Annotated in this window: 23 protein-coding genes; 11 read left to right on the top strand and 12 right to left on the bottom strand. The window is 62.4% G+C overall.

Annotated elements, in window-relative coordinates; all coding sequences use genetic code 11:
* Positions 1 to 10 precede the first annotated feature (10 nt).
* From mlaD to ACMTA2_RS05635, 3 genes are read right to left on the bottom strand one after another with little or no spacing between them, the layout of a single operon-like run.
* On the bottom strand, positions 11 to 478 hold the full coding sequence (gene mlaD, locus ACMTA2_RS05645; protein WP_053118499.1) for an outer membrane lipid asymmetry maintenance protein MlaD: 468 nt from the start codon (positions 476 to 478) through the stop codon (positions 11 to 13).
* Positions 478 to 1,275: a lipid asymmetry maintenance ABC transporter permease subunit MlaE gene (gene mlaE / locus ACMTA2_RS05640; protein WP_413794061.1), complete on the bottom strand. Its 798-nt coding sequence runs from the start codon at positions 1,273 to 1,275 to the stop codon at positions 478 to 480. The genes mlaD and mlaE overlap by 1 nt, the downstream gene beginning before the upstream one ends.
* Positions 1,275 to 2,084: an ATP-binding cassette domain-containing protein gene (locus ACMTA2_RS05635; protein ID WP_413794060.1), complete on the bottom strand. Its 810-nt coding sequence runs from the start codon at positions 2,082 to 2,084 to the stop codon at positions 1,275 to 1,277. The genes mlaE and ACMTA2_RS05635 overlap by 1 nt, the downstream gene beginning before the upstream one ends.
* A gap of 273 nt (positions 2,085 to 2,357) precedes the next feature.
* Between ACMTA2_RS05635 and ACMTA2_RS05630 the strand changes: the two genes are divergently transcribed.
* The 10 genes from ACMTA2_RS05630 (at position 2,358) to ACMTA2_RS05585 (ending at position 9,365) form a co-directional block, all read left to right on the top strand.
* Entirely contained in the window at positions 2,358 to 3,332 is a 975-nt protein-coding gene (locus tag ACMTA2_RS05630) for a KpsF/GutQ family sugar-phosphate isomerase (protein ID WP_413794059.1), read from the top strand.
* Positions 3,333 to 3,857: a KdsC family phosphatase gene (locus tag ACMTA2_RS05625; protein ID WP_413794058.1), complete on the top strand. Its 525-nt coding sequence runs from the start codon at positions 3,333 to 3,335 to the stop codon at positions 3,855 to 3,857. It begins immediately after the preceding gene.
* 7 nt (positions 3,858 to 3,864) lie between these two features.
* Positions 3,865 to 4,434, top strand: coding sequence for an LPS export ABC transporter periplasmic protein LptC (gene lptC, locus ACMTA2_RS05620; protein ID WP_413794057.1), 570 nt, complete (start codon positions 3,865 to 3,867; stop codon positions 4,432 to 4,434).
* Positions 4,421 to 4,966, top strand: a complete 546-nt coding sequence (gene lptA / locus ACMTA2_RS05615; RefSeq protein WP_186708793.1) for a lipopolysaccharide transport periplasmic protein LptA — start codon at positions 4,421 to 4,423, stop codon at positions 4,964 to 4,966. Before lptC ends, lptA begins: the two co-directional genes overlap by 14 nt.
* Positions 4,966 to 5,691, top strand: coding sequence for an LPS export ABC transporter ATP-binding protein (lptB, locus tag ACMTA2_RS05610; protein WP_018614004.1), 726 nt, complete (start codon positions 4,966 to 4,968; stop codon positions 5,689 to 5,691). Before lptA ends, lptB begins: the two co-directional genes overlap by 1 nt.
* 164 nt (positions 5,692 to 5,855) lie before the next feature.
* On the top strand, positions 5,856 to 7,352 hold the full coding sequence (locus ACMTA2_RS05605; protein ID WP_413794056.1) for an RNA polymerase factor sigma-54: 1,497 nt from the start codon (positions 5,856 to 5,858) through the stop codon (positions 7,350 to 7,352).
* Positions 7,353 to 7,428: 76 nt separating this feature from the next.
* Positions 7,429 to 7,737, top strand: coding sequence for a ribosome hibernation-promoting factor, HPF/YfiA family (hpf, locus tag ACMTA2_RS05600; RefSeq protein WP_003178005.1), 309 nt, complete (start codon positions 7,429 to 7,431; stop codon positions 7,735 to 7,737).
* 12 nt (positions 7,738 to 7,749) lie between these two features.
* Positions 7,750 to 8,214: a PTS IIA-like nitrogen regulatory protein PtsN gene (gene ptsN, locus ACMTA2_RS05595; RefSeq protein ID WP_413794055.1), complete on the top strand. Its 465-nt coding sequence runs from the start codon at positions 7,750 to 7,752 to the stop codon at positions 8,212 to 8,214.
* A gap of 2 nt (positions 8,215 to 8,216) precedes the next feature.
* Positions 8,217 to 9,074 (top strand): RNase adapter RapZ, encoded by an 858-nt coding sequence (gene rapZ / locus ACMTA2_RS05590; RefSeq protein ID WP_003197845.1) that lies wholly within the window; start codon positions 8,217 to 8,219, stop codon positions 9,072 to 9,074.
* A gap of 15 nt (positions 9,075 to 9,089) precedes the next feature.
* Positions 9,090 to 9,365, top strand: coding sequence for an HPr family phosphocarrier protein (locus ACMTA2_RS05585; protein WP_413794054.1), 276 nt, complete (start codon positions 9,090 to 9,092; stop codon positions 9,363 to 9,365).
* 199 nt (positions 9,366 to 9,564) lie between these two features.
* On the opposite strand, the gene ACMTA2_RS05580 is transcribed toward ACMTA2_RS05585, so the two are convergent.
* From ACMTA2_RS05580 to pmbA, 6 genes are all read right to left on the bottom strand, one after another.
* Positions 9,565 to 10,455 carry a ZIP family metal transporter gene (locus tag ACMTA2_RS05580; RefSeq protein ID WP_413794053.1) on the bottom strand — a complete coding sequence of 297 codons (891 nt, stop codon included), beginning with the start codon at positions 10,453 to 10,455 and terminating at the stop codon, positions 9,565 to 9,567.
* Positions 10,456 to 10,474: 19 nt separating this feature from the next.
* Positions 10,475 to 11,098: a superoxide dismutase gene (locus tag ACMTA2_RS05575; RefSeq protein WP_413794052.1), complete on the bottom strand. Its 624-nt coding sequence runs from the start codon at positions 11,096 to 11,098 to the stop codon at positions 10,475 to 10,477.
* A gap of 2 nt (positions 11,099 to 11,100) precedes the next feature.
* Complete coding sequence (locus tag ACMTA2_RS05570; protein WP_413794051.1) at positions 11,101 to 11,541, bottom strand: DUF2753 family protein; 441 nt, start codon at positions 11,539 to 11,541, stop codon at positions 11,101 to 11,103.
* A 27-nt stretch (positions 11,542 to 11,568) separates the two neighbouring features.
* Positions 11,569 to 12,945: a class II fumarate hydratase gene (locus ACMTA2_RS05565; RefSeq protein ID WP_413794050.1), complete on the bottom strand. Its 1,377-nt coding sequence runs from the start codon at positions 12,943 to 12,945 to the stop codon at positions 11,569 to 11,571.
* The gene (locus tag ACMTA2_RS05560) at positions 12,938 to 13,333 is read right to left on the bottom strand and encodes a FagA protein (protein WP_413794049.1); all 396 of its coding nucleotides are present in this window, start codon (positions 13,331 to 13,333) and stop codon (positions 12,938 to 12,940) included. Before ACMTA2_RS05560 ends, ACMTA2_RS05565 begins: the two co-directional genes overlap by 8 nt.
* A gap of 305 nt (positions 13,334 to 13,638) precedes the next feature.
* Positions 13,639 to 14,985, bottom strand: coding sequence for a metalloprotease PmbA (gene pmbA, locus ACMTA2_RS05555; protein ID WP_413794048.1), 1,347 nt, complete (start codon positions 14,983 to 14,985; stop codon positions 13,639 to 13,641).
* Positions 14,986 to 15,093: 108 nt separating this feature from the next.
* On the opposite strand from pmbA, the gene yjgA reads away from it, so the two are divergent.
* Complete coding sequence (gene yjgA, locus ACMTA2_RS05550) at positions 15,094 to 15,618, top strand: ribosome biogenesis factor YjgA (protein WP_014336624.1); 525 nt, start codon at positions 15,094 to 15,096, stop codon at positions 15,616 to 15,618.
* 45 nt (positions 15,619 to 15,663) lie between these two features.
* Here the strand turns inward: yjgA and tldD are convergent, their stop codons facing one another.
* From tldD to ACMTA2_RS05535, 3 genes are all read right to left on the bottom strand, one after another.
* Positions 15,664 to 17,106, bottom strand: coding sequence for a metalloprotease TldD (tldD, locus tag ACMTA2_RS05545; RefSeq protein WP_003197828.1), 1,443 nt, complete (start codon positions 17,104 to 17,106; stop codon positions 15,664 to 15,666).
* A gap of 5 nt (positions 17,107 to 17,111) precedes the next feature.
* Positions 17,112 to 17,975: a carbon-nitrogen hydrolase family protein gene (locus tag ACMTA2_RS05540; RefSeq protein ID WP_413794047.1), complete on the bottom strand. Its 864-nt coding sequence runs from the start codon at positions 17,973 to 17,975 to the stop codon at positions 17,112 to 17,114.
* Positions 17,976 to 18,108: 133 nt separating this feature from the next.
* Positions 18,109 to 21,912: a YhdP family protein gene (locus tag ACMTA2_RS05535; protein ID WP_413794046.1), complete on the bottom strand. Its 3,804-nt coding sequence runs from the start codon at positions 21,910 to 21,912 to the stop codon at positions 18,109 to 18,111.
* Between the last annotated feature and the right edge of the window lie 41 nt (positions 21,913 to 21,953).

The raw sequence follows: 21,953 nt of genomic DNA, 5'->3' as shown, positions 1-21,953 counted from the left end.
CAAAAGCTCCTCATTTGGCGTCTTTGCTAACGGTATTGAGCAGGAATTTACCGATCAGGTCCTCGAGCACCAGCGACGACTGCGTGTCATGGATGACGCCACCGTCCTTGAGCACGGCGTCTTCCCCGCCCACGCTGATGCCAATGTACTTCTCGCCCAGCAGCCCGGCCGTGAGGATAGAGGCCGTGGAGTCAGTCGGCAGGTTGTCCACGCGTTTCTCTAACTGCAGCGTCACCCGACCGGTGAAATCCTCGCGATTCAGATCGATTGCCGTGACCTTGCCAATGGTGACACCGGCCATGGTCACCTTGGCTCTGACCGTCAAACCGGCAATATTGTCGAAGTTGGCATAAAGTTTATAAGTATCGGTGCTTGCCGTCGGCGCCAGTCCACTGACCCGCAGGGCCAGCAGCAGCAAAGCCAGGATGCCAGCCAGCAAGAAAAGGCCGACACCGATTTCCAGGGTGCGGTTTTGCATCAGAAATCTCCAAACATCAAGGCGGTCAGAATAAAGTCGAGGCCCAGGACCGCCAGCGAGGCGTACACCACGGTCTTGGTTGTGGCACGGCTGATCCCCTCTGAAGTGGGCTCACAGTCATAGCCTTGAAACACGGCGATCCAGGTCACGACGAACGCGAACACGGCACTTTTGATCACGCCATTGAGGACATCGTCGAGGAAGTCGACACTGTTTTGCATGTTCGACCAGTAGGAGCCCTCATAGACCCCCAGCCAATCGACGGCCACCCACGAGCCCCCCCAGATCCCCACGACGCTGAAAATCATGGCCAGCACCGGCAGGGAAATGAAGCCGGCCCACAGGCGCGGGGCAATGATGTATTTGAGCGGGTCGACGCCGATCATTTCCAGGCTGGACAACTGCTCGGTGGACTTCATGTTGCCGATTTCAGCCGTCAGCGCCGAACCGGCCCGCCCGGCGAACAGCAGTGCGGTCACCACGGGCCCTAGCTCACGCAGCAATGTCAGGGCGACCATCTGCCCGACCGCCTGCTCCGAACCGTAGCTGGATAAAATGTTGAAGCCCTGCAGCGCCAGCACCATGCCGATGAAGATCCCGGAGACCACGATGATCACCAGGGACATCACACCCACCGAGTGCAATTGCTTGACCAGCAGGCCAAAACCGCCGCCTGTCGCGTTGCGACCGAGCAAGGCGTGCATCAGGAACAGCGAGGAGCGGCCCAGCACCGCCACCACGTCGATACCGGAGCGACCGAACAGGCGAATTCTTTCCAACAGTGATTTCTTGCGCATCAGCGCTTCCCCAGCAGATCGGTACGGTAATCCGTGGCCGGAAAATGGAACGCCACCGGCCCGTCCGGATCACCCTTCATGAATTGACGAATACGCGGGCTGTCCGAATCCATCAGTTCCTGCGGGGAGCCCTGCCCCAGCACCTGGCCGTCGCCGACCACATAGATGTAGTCGGCAATGCTTGCGGTTTCGGCCAGGTCATGGGAGACCACGATGCTGGTGATGCCCAGCGCATCGTTGAGCAGGCGGATCAAGCGCACGAGCACGCCCATGGCGATCGGGTCCTGGCCGACGAAGGGTTCGTCGTACATGAGGATCTTCGGATCGAGGGCAATCGCCCGCGCCAGCGCGACACGACGCTTCATGCCGCCGGACAGTTCGTCCGGCATCAGGTCGATGGCGCCGCGCAGCCCGACGGCCTGCAATTTGAGCAGGACGATGTCGCGGATCATTTCTTCCGGCAGGTCGGTATGGACCCGCAGCGGGAATGCCACGTTCTCGAACACATCGAGGTCGGTGAACAACGCGCCGCTCTGGAACAGCACGCCCATGTGCTTGCGCGCATCGAACAGATCGCTGCGAGACAAGCGAGGGAGATTCTGGCCATTGACCCAGACTTCGCCGGCACTGGGGCGCAGTTGTGCCCCTATCAGCCGCAGCAGCGTGGTCTTGCCACACCCGGAAGGCCCCATGATCCCGGTGACCTTGCCCCGCGGGATGCGAATATCGATGTCATTGAAAATGCTGCGCGTCCCTCGCTTGAAGGACAATCCCTTCAGCTCGACCGCGTAGGCGTTGTCGGCACTCATCTAAACTCCTTGCGATGCAGCCTCACATTCGAATGCCCCGGGCAGCCGACAAGCGCCGGTACCGCCGGGCACGCGAACCGGCGGCGAACTATATCACTGCAACAGCCAAGCGCCCAAGGCCAACGCCCCGCCCGTTAAGCCTGGCTTAAGGTAAAGGCCGCATTTTATCTCGATCCTTGGGGCTCCCCGAACAAAGCATGACGAACTTACGTGAGGGAATTGTTCATTACCGCTATAATCGCCGCCTTTTCATCGGGCTATACGATTTCTGACATGAGCCAATCCAGCGACCTGATCCAATCGGCACAACGTACCATCCGCCTCGAACTCGAAGCCGTACAAGGCTTGCTGCCCCATATCGACGCTGATTTCGTACGCGCCTGCGAGATGATTCTGGCCAGCAAGGGCCGCGTGGTCGTGGTCGGCATGGGCAAGTCCGGGCACATTGGCAACAAGATCGCCGCCACCCTCGCCAGCACCGGCACCACGGCCTTTTTTGTCCATCCGGCCGAAGCCAGCCATGGGGACATGGGCATGATCACCCGGGACGACATCATCCTGGCCCTGTCCAACTCCGGCTCGACCAACGAGATCATCACCCTGCTGCCGCTGATCAAGCGCCTGGGCATCCAGTTGATCAGCGTGACCGGCAACCCGGACTCGCCGCTGGCCAAGGCCGCCGAAGTGAACCTCAATGTCAATGTCGAGCACGAAGCCTGCCCGCTGAACCTGGCACCGACCTCCTCCACCACTGCCGCCCTGGTCATGGGCGACGCCCTGGCCGTGGCGCTGCTGGAGGCCCGGGGCTTTACTGCGGAAGATTTCGCCTTCTCCCACCCGGGTGGCGCCCTCGGCCGTCGCCTGCTGCTGAAAGTCGAAAACGTGATGCACGCGGGCCAAGAGTTGCCACAGGTTGTGCGCGGCACGCTGCTCAAGGATGCGTTGATGGAAATGACCCGCAAGGGTCTGGGCATGACCGTGGTCCTGGAGACCGACGGCAAGCTCGCCGGGATCTTTACCGACGGCGACCTGCGCCGCACCCTGGACCGCACCATCGACATCCACAGCACGACCATCGAGCAAGTCATGACGCCCCACGGCAAGACCGCCCGCGCCGAGATGCTCGCCGCCGAGGCCTTGAAAATCATGGAAGACCACAAGATAAGCGCCCTGGTGGTCGTCGATGACGAAGACCGTCCGGTGGGCGCCCTGAACATGCACGACTTGCTGCGTGCGGGAGTCATGTAAATGAACACAGACCTGTTGCAACGGGGCAAAACCATCAAGCTGGCCGTGTTCGATGTGGACGGCGTACTGACCGACGGTCGCCTGTACTTCCTCGAAGACGGCAGCGAATTCAAGACCTTCAATACCCTCGACGGCCAGGGCATCAAGATGCTGATGGCCGCTGGGGTGCAGACCGCTATCATCAGCGGACGCAAGACCCCGGTGGTCGAACGGCGCGCGAAGAATCTCGGCATCCCGCATCTTTACCAGGGGCGCGAAGACAAACTGGTGGTGCTCGACGAGCTTCTGGGTCAACTCAACCTAAGCTATGAACAGGTGGCGTACCTCGGCGACGACCTGCCGGACCTGCCGGTGATTCGCCGGGTCGGCCTGGGCATGGCGGTCGCCAACGCGGCCAGCTTCGTCCGCGAGCATGCCCACGGCGTCACCACGGCGCGAGGCGGCGAAGGTGCGGCCCGTGAATTCTGTGAACTGATCCTGCGCGCCCAGGGCCGACTCGAAGCGGCCAACGCCGCGTACCTGTGAGCCAATTATGCTGAGCAAAAAGATTCGCACCGTTGTGGTGTTTGCCTGTATCGCGGCGATTTTCGCCGCGGTGGGCTATTGGAACATCAGCCCCGAACGGTTTCTCGACCAGCCGGCAGCCCAGGTCGAGGAGCGGATCGACTGGTACGCGACCAATACCCACACCCTGCAGTACCTGCCCGACGGCAAAGTGCAATATGAGATGACGTCCGACAAGGTCGACCACGTAAAAGCCACTGACATTACGCTGGTCACCAAGCCGGACCTGAACATGTTCCGCGGCACCGAGTTCCCGTGGCATGTGCAGAGCGAGCACGCCGAAGTCAACTCCGGCGGCACCGAAGTGGAGCTGATCGACTCGGTGCGCATTGCCCGAACCGACGAGAAAAACCGTACGACCATCATCACCAGCACACGCATGACCGTGTTCCCACAGCAAGAATATGCGCAGACCGAGCAACCCGTTAGAATCGACGGCGCCGGGGGTGTATCGACCGGCACGGGAATGAAAGCGTATTTGAAGGAAAGCAGGATACACCTGCTATCGAACGTAAGAGGACAGTATGAAGCTCGCTAAAACCCTCCCTATTTTGCTCAGTCTGGGCGCAGCACTGGGAAGCGCGAGCGCCTGGGCTCTTCCCACCGACCGCGACCAGCCTATCCGCATCCAGGCCGACGACGCGCAACTCGACGACAAGAACGGCGTCGCCACCTATAAAGGCGACGTGATCATCACCCAGGGCTCCATGAAGGTCACCGGCAACACCGTGACCATCACCCGCACCCAGTCCGGCGATATCGACGTGGTGACCTCCGTGGGCAACCTGGCCTATTTCGAGCAGATGCAAACCGCGGGCGATACCAAGCCTGTACAGGGCTACGGGGTAACCATCCAGTACCACGCCTCCCAGGACCGCGTCGTGCTGATCGACCGCGCCAAGGTCGTGGACAAGGACAACAACGTCACCCAGGGCGAAAAAATCGTCTACGACACCAACAAGAAACTCGCCAGCGCCGGTCGCGCCACCGGCAGCAAGGTGACCGAACAGCGTCCACGGATCGACATGGTGATCCAGCCCAAAAAGAAAACCGAGCAGAAGGCCCAGTAATGGCAACTCTGAAAGCTCAGCACCTGGCCAAGAGCTACAAGAGCCGTCAAGTCGTGCGTGATGTCAGCCTGTCCATCGACAGCGGCCAGATCGTCGGCTTGCTCGGCCCCAATGGCGCGGGCAAGACCACCTGCTTCTACATGATCGTCGGCCTGGTCCAGGCCGATCAGGGTCGCGTACTGATCGACGACCTGGATGTCAGCCACCAGCCGATGCATGGCCGGGCGAAGGCCGGTATCGGCTATCTGCCGCAAGAAGCGTCGATCTTCCGCAAACTGTCGGTTGCCGACAACATCATGGCGATCCTCGAGACCCGCAAGGAACTGGACAAGGCCGGTCGTCGCCAGGAGCTGGAAAGCCTGCTGCAGGAATTCCACATCAGCCACATTCGCGACAACCTGGGCATGAGCCTGTCCGGGGGTGAACGGCGCCGCGTGGAAATCGCCCGCGCCCTGGCCACCGCACCAAAGTTCATCCTGCTCGACGAACCCTTCGCCGGCGTAGACCCGATTTCGGTGGGCGACATCAAGCAGATCATCCACCACCTCAAGGCCAAGGGCATCGGCGTACTGATCACCGACCACAACGTGCGCGAGACCCTGGATATCTGCGAAACCGCCTACATTGTCAATGACGGCCAACTGATCGCCGAAGGCGACTCCGCCGCGATCCTGGCCAATGACCTGGTCAAGGAAGTGTACCTGGGACATGAGTTCCGCCTGTAAGCTCACGTGTCTGGCGAATTGCCAGAGCGTCGTTTAATTTAATTATGGCGACGCTCTAGGCAAACACTTCAGTTTCAGGCATATAATTTGCTTAAGTTTGGCGCTCCGGCGCCCTGTAGTGGATGGCGCATGTGCGCCGGCGAATAAGGTGTTAAGCCCCTGCCATGAAACCATCGCTAGTCTTGAGAATGGGCCAGCAGCTGACGATGACACCGCAGCTGCAACAGGCCATCCGCCTGCTCCAATTGTCGACCCTGGACCTGCAACAGGAAATCCAGGAGGCCCTGGAGTCCAATCCGATGCTCGAGCGCCAGGAAGAAGGCGACGACTTCGATAACACCGACCCCCTGGCCGACAACGTCGAGCAGAAAACCAACACCGAGATCCCGGAACCATCCTACCAGGAAGCCGCCCCAACGGTGGACAACCTCGAGGATGGCGAGTGGAACGAGCGCATCCCCAACGAGTTGCCCGTGGACACGGCCTGGGAAGATGTCTACCAGACCAGTGCCAGCAACCTGCCCAGCAGCAGCGATGACGACGAGTGGGACTTCACCACCCGGACCTCGGCCGGCGAGAGCCTGCAAAGCCACCTGCTGTGGCAATTGAACCTGGCACCGATGTCCGACACCGATCGCCTGATCGCCGTCACCCTGATCGATTGCATCAACAACCAGGGCTACCTGGACGAGACCCTCGAAGAAATCCTCGAAGCCTTCGACCCCGAGCTCGACATCGAGCTGGACGAGATCGAAGCCGTCCTCCATCGTATCCAGCAGTTCGAACCGGCCGGCATCGGCGCCCGCAACCTGGGCGAGTGCCTGTTGCTGCAACTGCGCCAGTTGTCCGCCAAGACCCCATGGCTGTCCGAAGCCAAACGATTGGTCACCGATTACATCGACCTGCTGGGCGGTCGCGACTACAGCCAATTGATGCGTCGCATGAAGCTCAAGGAAGATGAGCTGCGCCAGGTCATCGAGCTGGTACAGAGCCTCAACCCGCGTCCCGGCTCGCAGATCGAATCCACCGAACCTGAGTACGTGGTCCCCGACGTGATCGTGCGCAAGCACAATGATCGCTGGCTGGTGGAGCTCAACCAGGAATCGGTCCCCAAGCTGCGGGTCAACGCCCAGTACGCCGGCTTCGTGAAGCGTGCCGACACCAGCGCCGACAATACCTTCATGCGCAACCAGTTGCAGGAGGCCCGCTGGTTCATCAAGAGCCTGCAAAGCCGCAACGAAACCCTGATGAAAGTGGCCACCCAGATCGTCGAGCATCAGCGCGGCTTCCTGGAGTACGGCGATGAAGCGATGAAACCGTTGGTCTTGCATGACATTGCCGAGGCCGTGGGCATGCACGAGTCGACGATTTCCCGTGTAACCACCCAGAAATTCATGCATACCCCTCGGGGCATCTATGAATTGAAATACTTTTTCTCCAGCCACGTCAGCACCTCCGAAGGCGGCGAATGCTCGTCCACGGCCATCCGCGCGATCATCAAAAAACTGGTGGCTGCGGAAAATCAGAAAAAGCCGTTGAGTGACAGCAAGATCGCTGGTTTACTGGAGGCACAAGGCATTCAGGTGGCCCGCCGTACCGTCGCCAAGTACCGTGAATCCCTCGGGATCGCACCTTCGAGCGAACGCAAGCGGTTGATGTAACAGGCCACGCCACAGCGTTCCAGTGGCAGGCATTTCTGCCTGCCGCTTTATGCACTGGCAACGAAGGAGAAGCTGTATGCAAGTCAACATCAGTGGACACCAACTGGAAGTGACCGAACCCCTGCGCACCTACATCGGCGAAAAACTCGACCGATTGGAGAGGCATTTCGACAAGATCACCAACGTGCAAGTCACGATGAACGTCGAGAAGCTGCTGCAGAAAATCGAAGCCACACTGCATATCCCCGGCGGAGAAGTGGTTGCCAACGCAGAGCACACAGACATGTATGCCGCGATTGACCTGCTGACCGACAAGCTGGATCGCCAACTTAAAAAGCATAAGGAAAAGACCCAGAGCCTCCTCCAGGGCGCTACCGGTCGTTAACCCCCCCAATCCATGATCCGACTAGAAACCATCCTGACCCCCGGCCGTTCCCAAGTGAACGCGCCGGGCGGCAGTAAAAAGAAAGCCCTCGAACACATTGCCAACCTGATCCACCGCGAGGTTCCGGATCTGGAAATGCAGGACGTCTTCGAGGCCCTGGTTGCCCGTGAAAAACTCGGTTCCACCGGTTTTGGCAACGGCATCGCCATTCCTCATTGCCGTCTCAAGGGTTGTACCTCGCCGATCAGTGCGTTGTTGCACCTTGAAACCGCCATCGATTTCGACGCCATCGACGGCGCCCCGGTCGACCTGCTGTTTGTATTGCTGGTACCGGAAGCGGCGACCGATGCGCACCTCGAGCTGCTGCGCCAGATCGCCAGCATGCTGGACCGCAAGGAAGTGCGCGAAAAACTGCGCAGCGCGCCGAGTAACGAAGCTCTGTACCAGGTAGTCCTGGACGAGCAGAACGGTCATTAAACATGCGCATGATCATCGTCAGTGGCCGCTCCGGCTCCGGTAAAAGTACGGCCCTCAACGTGCTTGAGGACAGCGGCTACTATTGCATCGACAATTTGCCCGCCGGCCTGCTGCCGGAACTGGCCGAGCGTGCCCTGATCCACACCGAGCTGGCGCAGCCGCTGGTGGCGGTGTCCATCGATGCCCGCAACCTGCCAAGCCACCTGTCGCGCTTTCCGGAATTGCTCGAGGAAGTGCGCAGCCGGCATATCCAGTGCGATGTGTTGTACCTGGATGCCGACGAAGAGACGCTGCTCAAGCGCTTCTCCGAAACCCGCCGGCGTCATCCCCTGAGCAACGCCAATCGCTCTCTGGCCGAAGCCATCGAGGATGAAAGCCAACTGCTGGGACCGATTGCCGACCTGGCGGACCTGAAGGTCAATACCACGCACCTGAACCTTTATCAGTTGCGCGACACGATCAAGCTGCGCCTGCTGAACCAGCCGGAGCCAGGCACGGCGTTCCTGGTGGAGTCGTTCGGCTTCAAGCGTGGCATGCCGGTAGACGCCGACCTGGTGTTCGATGTGCGTTGCCTGCCCAATCCTTATTGGAAACCGGAATTGCGTGCTCAGTCCGGGCTCGACCAACCGGTGATCGACTACCTGGCCGCCCAGCCGGATGTCGAGGAAATGTACCAGGATATCTCCAGCTACCTGCTCAAATGGCTGCCCCGCTTTGCCGCGAGCAACCGCGCCTACGTCACGATCGCCATCGGCTGTACCGGCGGTCATCACCGCTCCGTCTACCTGACAGAACGCCTGGGTCAGCTCCTGCAACAATCCCTGAAGAATGTCCAGGTTCGCCACCGCGACCTCAGCTAAAGGATTCACATCGCGATGCCTGCTCGGGAAATTGAAATCATCAACAAGCTGGGTTTGCATGCCCGAGCGTCGGCAAAATTTGTAGGTGTGGCGGGGAAGTTTCCGGATACCACAATCAGGGTCGGGCGTACGCCAGAGTCAACGGTCGACGGTAAAAGCATCATGGCGATGATGATGCTTGCCGCTGGCAAGGGCACCCGGATCCACCTGAGCACCGAAGGGGAGCAGGCGCAGGAAGCAATGGATGCGCTGGTGGCGCTGGTCGACAACTACTTCGACGAAGGCGAATAACCTCCTGTGGCGAGGGGATTTATCCCCGCTGGGCTGCGAAGCAGCCCCAAAAAGAGCTTAGTCGACCTGATGCTCGGCGGTGACAGAGATCAGGGCTGCTGCGCAGCCCAACGGGGATAAATCCCCTCGCCACAGATGGTCCTCTCTCACAGATGATCTCTGTCCCACAGATTGATCCCCGCCCCACAGATTTCCCCTGTCACGCCAACGCCGTATCCAGCACCATCATCAGGCAAAACCCCACCAGCAATCCCAGGCTCGCCAGTTTCTCGTGACCCTTGCGGCGCGATTCAGGAATCACCTCGTGGGTCACCACCAGCAGCATCGCCCCGGCCGCCAAGGCCAGGCCCAGGGGCAAGAGCATCTCGGCCAGGCTCACCAGCCAGGCGCACAGCAGCGCGAACACAGGCTCGACCAGCCCTGACGCCGCGCCCACCAGGAACGCCCTGACCCGCGACATGCCCGCCGCGGCCAGCACCAGCGCGATCACCAGCCCTTCGGGGACATCCTGCAAAGCGATGCCCATCGCCAGGCTGTCGGCATCCGGCATGCCACCACCCGCCGACACGCCCACCGCCATGCCTTCCGGAATGTTGTGGGCAATGATGGCAAACACGAACAACCAGATCCGTGGTGCAATGATCGGATGCCCTGGCGCCGCCACCAGCTTTTCGGGGCAGGCCGAGACCTTGCGGTCCACCAGGTACAGCCCGAACGCCCCCGACATGATGCCAAAACAGATAAGGCCGCTGGCCAGCCAAGGCGTAAGCCCCAACTGCTCGGCCGCAGCAATGCCCGGCACGATCAGCGAAAATGCCGTCGCAGCGAGCATCACCCCAGCACCGAAGCCCAGCAGCGAATCGTTCACGGCCTGGGGCATGCGTCGGATGACCAGCACCGGCACCGCCCCCAACGCGGTGCCCAAGGCGCAGAGCCCGCCGCCCTGAAGGGCCCGCAACAACCTGGGTTCCAGGTCCAGCCACGCCAGACCCTGGGCCGCCAACAACGTCATCCCGGCCAACAGCAACAACGAACCCAAGGCGTAGCGGAACATCCGTCCGCTTCCAATCGCCAGTATTTGAGTATCCATAGTCAGCCTTGGAGAGTGTTCATGAAGGACTCGAAGCCAGCGCCGCCTGATAGCGCCGGGCGACTTCAGGCCAATTGATCACGTTGTAGAACGCGTTGATGTATTCCGGACGACGGTTCTGGTAGAGCAGGTAATAAGCGTGCTCCCAGACGTCCAGGCCCAGAATCGGCGTGTTGCCATTCATCAGCGGACTGTCCTGGTTGCCGCTGCTTTCCACCACCAGGGTCTTTTGCGCAGTCACGCTCAACCAGGCCCAGCCGCTGCCGAACCGGGTCAGCGCCGCTTTGGTGAACGCTTCCTTGAAGCGTTCGATGCCGCCCAGTTGCGCCTCGATCGCCGCCGCCAGGGCGCCCTCGGGCTGGCCGCCGCCCTGGGGCGTCATCACCTCCCAGAACAACGAATGGTTGGCATGGCCACCGCCCTGGTTGATCACCGCGGCTTTCAGGCTTGGCGGTAACTGCTCCACCCTGGACACCAGTTTTTCGACGGGCCACTCGGCGTATTCGGTGCCGTCCACCGCCGCGTTGAGGTTATTGATGTAGGTCTGATGGTGCTTGGTGTAGTGGATCTCCATGGTTTGCGCATCGATGTGCGGTTCCAGGGCGTCGTAGGCGTAGGGCAATGCAGGCAAGGTAAAAGCCATGTTCAATGAACTCCATGATGAAGAGGGGCATTGCGCTGCCGGGGCGTGACGGCATCGCAGTGCAGCAGGCGCTGGGTGCGTGGGTACTCACCGTGCTCGCTGATGAAATTCAGCAGTTCGACATAAGTCTTGTGACTCTGGCGCTGCGCGGCGGCGCGCAGGGCCGGCGCCAGGCGCTCGTCCTGCATCGCCTGCAACAACCGTTGGTGGATCGCGCACAAGTATTCGGCGCTCTCCTCCGGCTGGTTCAGGCGCAAGTGCAGGTCCGCCAGGTTGTGATGGGAGACGACGCAGGCAGCCACGGCTTCGTCGGCATCCGCCCAGCGCCCGAACAGCACTTGGGCCAGCGCCAGGGCTTGCAGGTAGGCTTCGCGCGCATCCACCAGCTCACCGTGCATGAAACAGCGATTGGCCCGCTCGATCGTACGTTTCCAGTGTTCCATGATGAGTCCTCCACACAAGTGTCGGGGTTACACGCCGCCGGCGGTGAGCTTCTCCGGGTCCAGCAGGACTTCGAGTTCGCTGCGAGACAGGTCGGTGTGTTCCAGGGCGACATCGATGACCGGCCGGCCTTGCTGATAAGCCTTCTTGGCGATCTCAGCGGCCTTCTGGTAACCGATGATCGGATTCAGCGCGGTCACCAGGATCGGGTTGCGCGACAGCGCTTCCTTGAGCCTGGCTTCGTTGACCTTGAACGTGGCGATGGCCTTGTCCGCGAGCAAGCGGCTGGCGGTGGACATCAGGGCGATGCTGCTCAGCAGGTTCTGGGCGATGATCGGCAGCATCACGTTCAATTCGAAGTTGCCTGATTGGCCGGCGATGGTGATCACCGTGTCGTTGCCGATCACCTGGGCCGCGACCATCGCGGTGGCTTCAGGAATGACCGGGTTGACCTTGCCGGGCATGATCGAGGAGCCCGGTTGCAAGCCCTCGAGTTCGATCTCGCCCAGGCCCGCCAACGGTCCGGAATTCATCCAGCGCAGGTCGTTGGCGATTTTCATCAACGACACGGCCGTGGTCTTGAGCTGCCCGGACACCGCCACGGCGGTGTCCTGGGAGCCGATCAGCGCAAACAGGTTCTTGCCCGGGGTGAATTGCACCTGAGTCAATTGCGTCAATTGTTGGCTGAACAACTCGGCGAAGCGCGGATGGGCATTGACCCCGGTGCCGACCGCCGTACCGCCCTGGGCCAAGGATTGCAGGCTCGGCAGCAGGTCCTGCAAGTGGCCGACATTGGCCTTGAGCTGCTGCGCCCAACCGTCGAGCACCTGGCTCAAGCGCACCGGCATGGCGTCCATCAGGTGGGTGCGACCGGTCTTGATGAACGGGTGGACTTCTTCGGCCTTGCGCTCGATCACCTGCACCAGGTGCAACAGCGCCGGCAGCAGTTGCTCATGCAAGGCCAGCGCGGCGCTGACATGAATGCAGGTGGGGATGATGTCGTTGCTGCTCTGGCCGCAATTGACGTGGTCGTTCGGGTTGACCGCCTCCCCCAGCAGACCGCTGGCGAGGGTGGCGATCACTTCGTTGGCGTTCATGTTGGAGCTGGTGCCGGAGCCGGTCTGGAAGATATCCACCGGGAAATGATCCATGTAACGACCTTCGAGCAGTCCCAGGGCCGCGTCGACGATGGCCTTGCCCTGGGCCGCGCTGATTTGTTCCAGCTCGACGTTGGCCCGGGCAGCCGCAGCCTTGGCCAGGATCAGGGCGCGGATGAAGGGCGCCGGCATGCGCTGGCCGCTGACCGGAAAGTTATCCACGGCACGCTGGGTCTGGGCGCCATAGAGGGCATCCACCGGGACGTGCAGCTCGCCCATGCTGTCGCGTTCGATACGGGTATTACTCATCGGGAGATCCTTGCACCAGTTCAATAAGGGGAATCGATGGCGCCAAGGCGCAGGTCGCCAGCGCCCAGGCATGGCGTTGCCAGCGCTTGAGGCGGCAGCGGCACAGTGATTGGCGTTCGAGGTCACGCAAGGGGCGCCAGGCCTGGTCGAGGCAGAGGCTGCGCCAATGCCAGGGCAGCGCGACGTCCGAGGCGGTGTCGAGCAGCAGGCGGAAGGCGGTTTCGGAGATCATCCACGGCGAGGTGGCGGTGCAACAGGCCAGGTAGCGGCCCTCGGCCAGGTAGTGCTCGATCAGCCGCGGCTCCTCCGGGTTCATCCCACAACGAATCTGGCGGCTCATCCAGCGCCAGCTTTCAAGGTAGGGTTGTTCGTGCAGGGCAGCACTCATGACCGGGTCTCACTCGGCTAATGAGATTCATTATTAGATGATAATAAGAAGCAACACAAGCTTTGGAAGAAATACATTGTGGCGAGGGGATTTATCCCCGCTGGGGTGCGAAGCAGCCCAAAAACCTACACTCGCGGCGTCTCTGGTCGATTATATGGGCCTTTTTGGGGGGCGCTTCGCACCCCAGCGGGGATAAATCCCCTCGCCACAGGGTCCACCATATCCCGGTAAAAACAGGGTTTCTGCGAACATAAAAAAAGGCGCGTCATCCCATGGATGACGCGCCTTTTCATTGCGATTGAGGGTCAGCTACCCGCCACCGTCATCCGTTCGATCAGTACCGAGCCGGTGCGGATGTTGCTGCGCAGTTCCAGGTCATTCCCCACGGCCACGATCTGCTTGAACATGTCGCGCATGTTCCCCGCAATAGTGACTTCCTGGACCGGGAACTGGATCTCGCCGTTCTCGACCCAGAAACCCGCTGCGCCACGGGAGTAGTCGCCCGTGACCATGTTCAAGCCATGACCCATCAACTCCGTGACCAGCAGGCCCCGGCCCATGCGCCGCAACAAGGCCGCCTGGTCTTCTTCGCCATGGGTCACGAACAGGTTGTGCACCCCACCGGCATTGGCGGTGCTCGGCATGCCGAGTTTACGGCCCGAATAAGTGCCGAGGATGTAGGACACCAGCTCGCCCTTTTCCACGAACGGCTTGGCGTAGGTGGCCAGGCCATCGCCATCGAACGCCGAACTGCCCATGGCTTGCATCAGATGCGGACGCTCGTCGATGGTCATCCACTCCGGGAACAGCTTCTGGCCCAACGCGCCCTCGAGGAACGACGACTTGCGGTACAGGTTGCCGCCGGACACCGCCGACAGGAAGCTGCCGAACAGGCCACCGGCCAGCTCGGCGGAAAACAGCACCGGCACTTCGCAGGTCGGCACCGGCCGTGCGCCCAGGCGGCTGGCCGCCCGTTGCGCGGCTTTCTGGCCGATGCTCACCGGGTCCGCCAGCAAAGTGCCCTGACGGTTGACGTCGTACCAGTAATCACGCTGCATCTGGCCGTTGGCCTCGGCGATCATGACGCAACTGAGGCTGTGGCGGGTCGAGGCATAACCGCCGATGAAACCGTGGCTGTTGCCGTAGACCCGGCAGCCCTGGTGGGTATTGAGCGTCGTACCGTCGGCGTTCTTGATCCGGCTGTCGGCCTCGAATGCCGCCGCTTCGCAACGCAGTGCCTGCTCGATGGCCTGCTCGGGGGTGATGTCCCAGGCGTGGAACAGGTCGAAGTCGCGCAGTTCCTTGCACATCAGCGCGGCATCGGCCAGGCCCGAGGCCTCGTCTTCGGAGGTGTGCTGGGCAATCGCCAGTGCCGCGGCGACGGTTTCACGAATGGCCTCCGGGCCGCTGGCCGAGGTGCTGGCCGAGCCCTTGCGCTGGCCCACGTACAGGGTGATGCCAAACCCCTGGTCACGATTGAATTCGACGGTTTCCACCTCGCGCTGGCGCACCGATGTCGACAGGCCCTGCTCCAGGGACACGGCCACTTCGCACGCACTGGCGCCCTGCCGCTTGGCCTCGGCGAGGATCTGCTCGACTTGTTCCTGCAGTGCCGGCAATGCTTGCGGGCCGACGCTTTGAACTGCACTCATGGTGTTCTCCACTCAAATTCTGCTTTCGGTGATGGCCTTCGAGCGACCGGGCCGGACAAGCGGCCCCCGACTGGTTATCATGGCGGCGTTTCTTTGCGGACTGCCACCATGGTTGATTCTTACGACGACTCCCTCTACGAGGGTGAAAAAAGCAAATCCCAGGTCAAACGCGAGCTGCATGCTCTGGTTGACCTCGGCGAGCGCCTGACAACACTCAAGCCTGACTTGCTGGCCAAACTGCCACTGACCGACGCCTTGCGTCGTGCCCTGGCCGATGCGCCCAAGCACACCGCGAATATCGCGCGTAAACGGCACCTGCAATTCATCGGCAAACTGATGCGCGATCAGGACACTGACGCCATCCTGGTGCTGCTCGACCAACTCGATGCCTCCACCCGGCAGTACAACGAACGTTTCCACAACCTGGAACGCTGGCGCGATCGCTTGATCGCAGGCGACGACGGCACCCTGGAAAAATTTGTCATCGATTACCCGGAGGCCGATCGCCAGCAATTGCGCTCCCTGATCCGTCAGGCCCAGCACGAACTGGCGCAGAACAAGCCACCGGCCTCGAGTCGTAAAATCTTCAAATACATCCGTGAGCTGGACGAGACCCAACGCGGTTTGCGCTGAGTAACGCCTACGGGTGGAGGCCTTGCACTCCACCCGACACTCCCATCATGCGCCCGTGCCACCCACGGTAATCGCATCGATCTTCAAGGTCGGCTGACCCACGCCAACAGGCACCGATTGTCCGTCCTTGCCGCATGTGCCCACCCCACTGTCCAGCGCCAGGTCGTTACCGACCATCGACACCTTGCTCATCGCCTCCGGCCCGTTGCCGATCAAGGTCGCACCCTTGACCGGTGCGGTGATCTTGCCGTCTTCGATCAGGTAGGCCTCGCTGGTGGAGAACACGAACTTGCCGCTGGTGATGTCCACCTGGCCGCCGCCGAGGTTGGCGCAATAGATGCCTTTTTTCACCGAGGCGATAATTTCCGCCGGGTCGCTTTGGCCACCGAGCATGTAGGTGTTGGTCATGCGCGGCATCGGCAGGTGCGCGTAGGATTCACGGCGACCGTTGCCGGTGCGGGCCACGCCCATCAGCCGGGCGTTGAGCTTGTCCTGCATGTAGCCCTTGAGCACCCCGTTCTCGATCAGCGTGGTGCATTCGGTTGGCGTGCCTTCATCGTCGACGCTGAGGGAGCCACGACGTCCGGCCAGGGTGCCGTCATCGACAATGGTGCAGAGTTTCGAAGCGACCATTTCCCCCATGCGCCCGCTGTAGGCCGAACTGCCCTTGCGGTTGAAGTCGCCTTCCAGGCCGTGGCCTACCGCTTCGTGCAGCAGCACACCGGACCAACCGGAGCCGAGCACCACCGGCAACGTACCGGCCGGGGCCGGGATGGCTTCCAGGTTGACCAGCGCCTGGCGCAGCGCTTCGCGGGCGTAGCCCATGGCGCGGTCTTCACTGAGGAAATAACGGTAGTCGGTACGACCGCCACCGCCATGGCCGCCGCGCTCACGGCGACCGTTCTGTTCGACGATCACGCTGACGTTGAAACGCACCAGCGGCCGTACGTCCGCCGCCAGGCCACCGTCGGTGGACGCCACCAGGATCCGCTCCCAGACCCCGGCCATGCTCACCGACACTTGCTGGATACGCGGATCGAGGGCGCGGGTGGCGACGTCGATGCGCTTGAGCAATTCGACTTTCTCGGCACGGCTCATGACTTCCAGTGGGTTGTCCGGGGCATAGAGTTGCGCCACGTCCTGGCTGCTGAACGCCTGGACCGTGCCATTCTGCCCGGCACGGGAGATCGAGCGGGCCGCACGGGCCGCAGCGCCGAGGGCCTCAAGGGTGATGGCGTTGCTGTAGGCAAAACCAGTCTTTTCCCCGGACTGGGCGCGCACGCCCACGCCCTGGTCGAGGTTGAAACTGCCTTCCTTGACGATGCCGTCCTCCAGCGACCAGGACTCGGAAATCTGGCCCTGGAAATACAGGTCGGCGGCATCGATGCCCGGGCCGGCCAAGTCGCCCAGCACGCCTTGCAGGCTTTCGAGGGTCACGCCGCCGGGCGCTAAAAGGTGTTCACTGACTGAGGACAACAACCCGCTCATATGTTTTACGCCTTGAATTCGTCGTCTTGGACAGGCCGCTGTCGAGCGCCCTGCGAGAAAAAGCGCCGATGGCTGGCCACCGGCATGCGCGCCCGGATGGACGCCTGTTCGCTGCTGTCGCGCTCGGCCACCAGCACGGCCTCGCCTTGATCCTGTTGTGCCAGCACGCGGCCCCACGGGTCGACAATCGCGGCATGGCCAAAAGTTTCCCGAGGCCCCGGATGCACGCCACCCTGGGCAGCCGCCAGCACGTAGCACTGGGTCTCGATGGCCCGGGCGCGGACCAGCACGTCCCAGTGGGCCGCGCCGGTCACCGCGGTAAACGCCGACGGCGCGGTGATCAGCTCGGCCCCGGCCGCCCGCAGCTCGCTGTAGAGCTCCGGGAACCGCAGGTCGTAACAGACCGTCAGGCCCACTCGGCCGACGGGGGTATCGGCCACCACCACATTGGCACCATAAGCATAGTCATCCGACTCGCGATAGCGCCCGCGATTGTCCGCCACATCCACATCGAACAGGTGCAGCTTGTCATAGCGGGCCACGATCTGGCCTTGGTCGTCGACCAGCAACGAACAGGCATGGGACCTGGCCTCGGGCTGATCCACCGGTGGCAACGGCAGCGTGCCGGCCACAATCCATAACTTGAGGTCACGGGCAGCCTGTTTCAACCAGGGCAGGATCGGTCCCTGACCAAAGGCTTCGGCACGGCCGATATCGGCAACGTCCCGCCGTCCCATCGCCGCGAAGTTTTCCGGCAGGACCGCCAGCCTTGCGCCGCTGGCGGCCGCCTGTTCCAGCAGCACCCGGGCGCGGGCCAGGTTGGCGAGCACATCGCTCTGGCTGACCATTTGAATCACGGCGACTGGCATGGTGTCTCCCTCATTTTTTGCATCATTCCCCTGTGGGAGCGAGCTTGCTCGCGATAGCGCAAGATCAGCAAAGGAAATGTTGGTACACCGCTATCGCGAGCAAGCTCGCTCCCACGGGGTTATCCATCGTCTATCAGAACGGTTTGTCGAAAGTGATCTTCGGCTCTTTCCACGGCCCCTTGACGTCGTATCTTACGCTGGCAAAGCGCGCTACGCGGTCGCCGATCAGCTTGTCGATCAGAAACAGCGCCCCACCCACCGCCGGTGCACCGACGATCAGCGCGGCAATCGGCAGGTTGTTGGTCACCGGCAGTGTCACCAGCAGCTTGGCGTCGACGCGGTCGGCCACCATGTCCAGCGTGCCGTTGAGTTCCAGGTTGCTCGAAGGCCCGGTCAGGGTAATGGGTTCGCGGGTCACGTAAACACCGTCGCTCGCCACCAGCAGGCCCTTGACCCGGTCGTAGCTCAAGCCCTTGCCGAACAGGTCGGAGAAGTCCAGGCGCAAGCGTCGACCGATGGAGTTGAAGTTCAGCAGGCCGAATACCCGCAATGCCTGGGCGCTGCCTTCGATTTCGACAAACTGGCCCTTGTTCAGCGAGGCGTCGAGACTGCCGGAAAAGCGCTTGGTGGCCACCCATGCCGGCGAACCGGGCCAGCGCCCATCGACATCCAGGCGGAATGTCTGGCTGGTCACGCTCGGGGCGAAGCCCCAGCCCTTGAGCACATCGCCCAGGTTCTTGCCGCTGATCCGCCCCTTGTACCAACTGCTGGTGGCACCGGGCACGCCTTCCCAGCCGCCACTGCCGTTCAACACCATGCCCTTGAGGCCCATGTCCAGGTTGTTCAGCGCGATGCCCTTGGCGGTCGGTCGCACTTTCAACGACCATGCGCCGATGAGATCGGGGCCCTGGAACAATTGGTCGATGGCAATATCCATGGCCGGGATCTTGCCGGGATCGACCGAAGCCAACGGGTCAGGGGCGTTTTCATCCGCCTGGACCGTGGGGTCCGCGGCCGGCAGGCGAACATAGTCGAGCCTGATGGCAATCGGCGCGGCCTTGGCGTCCGGCAGGTTGACATTGCCCTTGGCCTGCTGGCTGGCGAGCCGCAAGGCCCAGGCGTCCGGCTTGCGGTCCAGTTGCAGCGACGCCTGGTCCAGGGTGGTGCCCATGGCCGTGAGCTTGCCGACGGTCAGGTCGATGCTGCTGAGCAGTTGCTTGGCGCTGCCCCCCGGGTCCTGGCCGGCGTACTTGTTCACCAGCGCCTGCCAGGGACTGACGTCCAGCTCCGACAAGGTGCCGCGCAGTCGCAGTCCCCTGGCACCAGGCAGCACCGCATCGCCGGCGCCCAGGAGCAATTCGCCACGACCGTCGGCGACTTTCCCGCTCGGCGCAGCGTAAGTGAAGCTGGCCAGGTCGCCATAATCGACCCAGTAACGCCGCTCCGGCCCTTGCAGGGTCATGCGAAACACCGTGTCGCGCCCGACATCGGCGGCCATGCCGAAGGGGGCCGGCAGGTCCACGGCCACGCCCTTGAGGTTGGAGCTGACCGACAACTGGCTGTCGGCACCGTCGAGGATCACTTGCAACTGATAGGGCACGACACCCGATACCGGCAACGGTTGGGTGACATTCAACCAACGGGTGAGTTTCTTGATCTCCACCTGCCCGGACGCGGCGACCCGGGTGTTGAGCGCACCGGCACGGCCCTCGGCGAAAATCTGCGCCGTCACGGGCCGCTCGAATGCCCGGGCACTGATGCCCTTGCCACTCAGGCCCTTGTTACTGTCGAAGCGGAAATCGCCCTTGAGCTGGGTCAGTTCCAGCGCCGGCTCGCTGAGCTTGAGGCGGGCCTGGTCGGTGGCGAAGTCCACCAGGATCTTCGGTTGCTCACCTTTGACCAGGGGGATATCGAGCTTCACGCTGCCTTTCAGGTCGCCCTCGCCTTCCCAGCCGGCGAACGTCTCGGCGGTCCCGATCGGCGCGGTCTGGAGGATTTTCAGGCCGTCCCCCAGCCCACCGGCGAAACCACCGTCCAGCAGCAGATGCGTGTTCTGCCCGCTCGGGACGTGGGGAATATTCACCGACACATCCTTGACCTGGGTATCGAGCAGTTGTCCCTGGCTGGCGAAGATGCGCACGCCGCTGTCTTCGACGAAGACATCGCCGCTGACCTTGCTGACCGAAGGCCAGCCCGGCTGGAACGCCAGTTCGGCGTCATGCACCTTGAAAAACAGGCTGATGCTGTGCGCCGCGTCCCCGGCACCGTGATTGAGCGAACCTTGATACTGGAAAAAACCCTGGTCCACCGCGCCCTTGACGATTGCCGTGCGCAGCCACTCATCCAGCGCCGGGCTGAGGACTGCCGGCAGGTACTTGGCGGTGTAGCGCCCGTCGCCGTCCACCAGGCCGACCCGCAGGTCCATGTAGTCTTCCTGGCTGTGGTCGAAATGCAGGCGGATCAGGAAGTCGCCGGCAATCCGGCCCTCCTCGCCCAGCACTTTCAGGTACGGCGCGATCAGGGTGAAGCCTTGCTTGTCGAGCTTCCAGGTCAGCCGGGCGTTGGCCTGCAGGTATTGCCAGGGCTTGGCGAAGATCGGGTCCAGGTGCAGGGAAAAATCCTTGCTGTCCATGCGCAGTTCGCCGCCGCCCAGGTCGCCGCTCAGGCTTCCGGAGACGTTGCGTGCCGCCGGGGCGCCGCGATAGGCATCAAAGCCCACGGTATCCAGGTTGGTGGCGAAGCTGACTTTCTGGTCACCGGTATTTTGCGGCCGGTAGTCCAGCAGCACATTGCGCAGGGCACCGGTCACCTTGAGCCGCTCGATAGTCGTCGCCAGGCCTTCGGGCAACGGCGCCAGGGCATTGAGCAATGGCGTAAGCGGGGTCAGGTCGAGGCGGTCGGCCTGCAGGTGCCAGCGTTCCTCGGCCTGATCGGTGGCGGCCGTTTGTTGCAGTTGCAGGCGGGATTCCCAGCGGGTCTCACCCACGTTCATCGCCAGGGAGTCGAAGGTCGCGGTGAGCCCGTGGCGACCGCGCTGGAAATAGGCGTTGAGGGCCAGGTTGTGGATCTGTACCGGCTTGCGTTCGCCGTAGGCGCCCTGGAGCTGCGGCGCGTTCAGGCGCATGGCTGCGCTTTGCACCGTGCCCTCGCCCCAACTGAGCCAGAACTCACCGCCGGCCTGGATCCGGGAGAAATTCCATTGCTGGGTCAGGCGTTCGGGCAGCCATTTGGACCAGTCGCTTTGCGGCAAGCTCAGATAGGCCTCGGCCTGGCCATTTTTCCAGTCGCTGGCGCGCAGGCGGGTACGCAGGTTGATCGCCACCGGCTGGCCGTCGGGCAAGGTCAGCCGGGCGTCCAGCCGCTGGCGGGTGGCACCGGTGCGCAGGCTCAAGCCGACATAGGTCAGGGTCAGCGGGGGCTGTTCGACCGGTTGCAAGGTCACCTGGCTATCGAGCACCGAGAGCTTGGAAACCACTTGCATGCGTTCGAGCAGTTGCTGCGGATCGAGGGGCTGATCGTCCTTCACCGGCAGGCCTTCCAACACCCATTTGCCGTCGGCGCCCTCCTTGAGGCTGATCTTCAGGCCACTGACTTCCAGGTGAGCGATGCGTACTTGACGTGCCAGCAGGCTGTCCCACAGGTCGGGCACGGCCCGCACCTGATCCAGGTGCAAGGCGTTGGGGCCCTCGCCAACCACCACGTCGCGCGCCGCCAGGATCGGCGCCAGGGCGGCCCAACTGCCGTCGAGGCTGCCGATGTGCACGGGCATGCCCAAGGCCTCGCCGGCCCGGGCCTCGACCTCGGCGCGGTATTCGGCCACCAGCGGGACCAACTCGCGGCCCAGGCTGACGTACAACGCCAGCAACACCAGCAGCAGGGCGCAAAGCCCCAGCCCCCAACGGGTCAGCGTCGCGATCATGCGTGTCAGACGCTCCATGTCAGTGGGCTCCCCAGGCAAAGACAATCAAATCCGCGGGC

The organism is Pseudomonas medicaginis (assembly GCF_965119365.1).
Taxonomy (GTDB): Bacteria; Pseudomonadota; Gammaproteobacteria; order Pseudomonadales; family Pseudomonadaceae; genus Aquipseudomonas.
The sequence above is the reverse complement of the archived record's forward strand: the minus strand, read 5'-3'. Positions and strand labels throughout refer to the sequence as shown.

What these genes read in the sequence shown, in the direction of transcription:
- mlaD (WP_053118499.1), bottom strand. Translation starts at nt 478, where the DNA reads ATGCAAAACCGCACCCTGGAAATCGGTGTCGGCCTTTTCTTGCTGGCT.
- mlaE (WP_413794061.1), bottom strand. Translation starts at nt 1,275, where the DNA reads ATGCGCAAGAAATCACTGTTGGAAAGAATTCGCCTGTTCGGTCGCTCC.
- ACMTA2_RS05635 (WP_413794060.1), bottom strand. Translation starts at nt 2,084, where the DNA reads ATGAGTGCCGACAACGCCTACGCGGTCGAGCTGAAGGGATTGTCCTTC.
- ACMTA2_RS05630 (WP_413794059.1), top strand. Translation starts at nt 2,358, where the DNA reads ATGAGCCAATCCAGCGACCTGATCCAATCGGCACAACGTACCATCCGC.
- ACMTA2_RS05625 (WP_413794058.1), top strand. Translation starts at nt 3,333, where the DNA reads ATGAACACAGACCTGTTGCAACGGGGCAAAACCATCAAGCTGGCCGTG.
- lptC (WP_413794057.1), top strand. Translation starts at nt 3,865, where the DNA reads ATGCTGAGCAAAAAGATTCGCACCGTTGTGGTGTTTGCCTGTATCGCG.
- lptA (WP_186708793.1), top strand. Translation starts at nt 4,421, where the DNA reads ATGAAGCTCGCTAAAACCCTCCCTATTTTGCTCAGTCTGGGCGCAGCA.
- lptB (WP_018614004.1), top strand. Translation starts at nt 4,966, where the DNA reads ATGGCAACTCTGAAAGCTCAGCACCTGGCCAAGAGCTACAAGAGCCGT.
- ACMTA2_RS05605 (WP_413794056.1), top strand. Translation starts at nt 5,856, where the DNA reads ATGAAACCATCGCTAGTCTTGAGAATGGGCCAGCAGCTGACGATGACA.
- hpf (WP_003178005.1), top strand. Translation starts at nt 7,429, where the DNA reads ATGCAAGTCAACATCAGTGGACACCAACTGGAAGTGACCGAACCCCTG.
- ptsN (WP_413794055.1), top strand. Translation starts at nt 7,750, where the DNA reads ATGATCCGACTAGAAACCATCCTGACCCCCGGCCGTTCCCAAGTGAAC.
- rapZ (WP_003197845.1), top strand. Translation starts at nt 8,217, where the DNA reads ATGCGCATGATCATCGTCAGTGGCCGCTCCGGCTCCGGTAAAAGTACG.
- ACMTA2_RS05585 (WP_413794054.1), top strand. Translation starts at nt 9,090, where the DNA reads ATGCCTGCTCGGGAAATTGAAATCATCAACAAGCTGGGTTTGCATGCC.
- ACMTA2_RS05580 (WP_413794053.1), bottom strand. Translation starts at nt 10,455, where the DNA reads ATGGATACTCAAATACTGGCGATTGGAAGCGGACGGATGTTCCGCTAC.
- ACMTA2_RS05575 (WP_413794052.1), bottom strand. Translation starts at nt 11,098, where the DNA reads ATGGCTTTTACCTTGCCTGCATTGCCCTACGCCTACGACGCCCTGGAA.
- ACMTA2_RS05570 (WP_413794051.1), bottom strand. Translation starts at nt 11,541, where the DNA reads ATGGAACACTGGAAACGTACGATCGAGCGGGCCAATCGCTGTTTCATG.
- ACMTA2_RS05565 (WP_413794050.1), bottom strand. Translation starts at nt 12,945, where the DNA reads ATGAGTAATACCCGTATCGAACGCGACAGCATGGGCGAGCTGCACGTC.
- ACMTA2_RS05560 (WP_413794049.1), bottom strand. Translation starts at nt 13,333, where the DNA reads ATGAGTGCTGCCCTGCACGAACAACCCTACCTTGAAAGCTGGCGCTGG.
- pmbA (WP_413794048.1), bottom strand. Translation starts at nt 14,985, where the DNA reads ATGAGTGCAGTTCAAAGCGTCGGCCCGCAAGCATTGCCGGCACTGCAG.
- yjgA (WP_014336624.1), top strand. Translation starts at nt 15,094, where the DNA reads ATGGTTGATTCTTACGACGACTCCCTCTACGAGGGTGAAAAAAGCAAA.
- tldD (WP_003197828.1), bottom strand. Translation starts at nt 17,106, where the DNA reads ATGAGCGGGTTGTTGTCCTCAGTCAGTGAACACCTTTTAGCGCCCGGC.
- ACMTA2_RS05540 (WP_413794047.1), bottom strand. Translation starts at nt 17,975, where the DNA reads ATGCCAGTCGCCGTGATTCAAATGGTCAGCCAGAGCGATGTGCTCGCC.
- ACMTA2_RS05535 (WP_413794046.1), bottom strand. Translation starts at nt 21,912, where the DNA reads ATGGAGCGTCTGACACGCATGATCGCGACGCTGACCCGTTGGGGGCTG.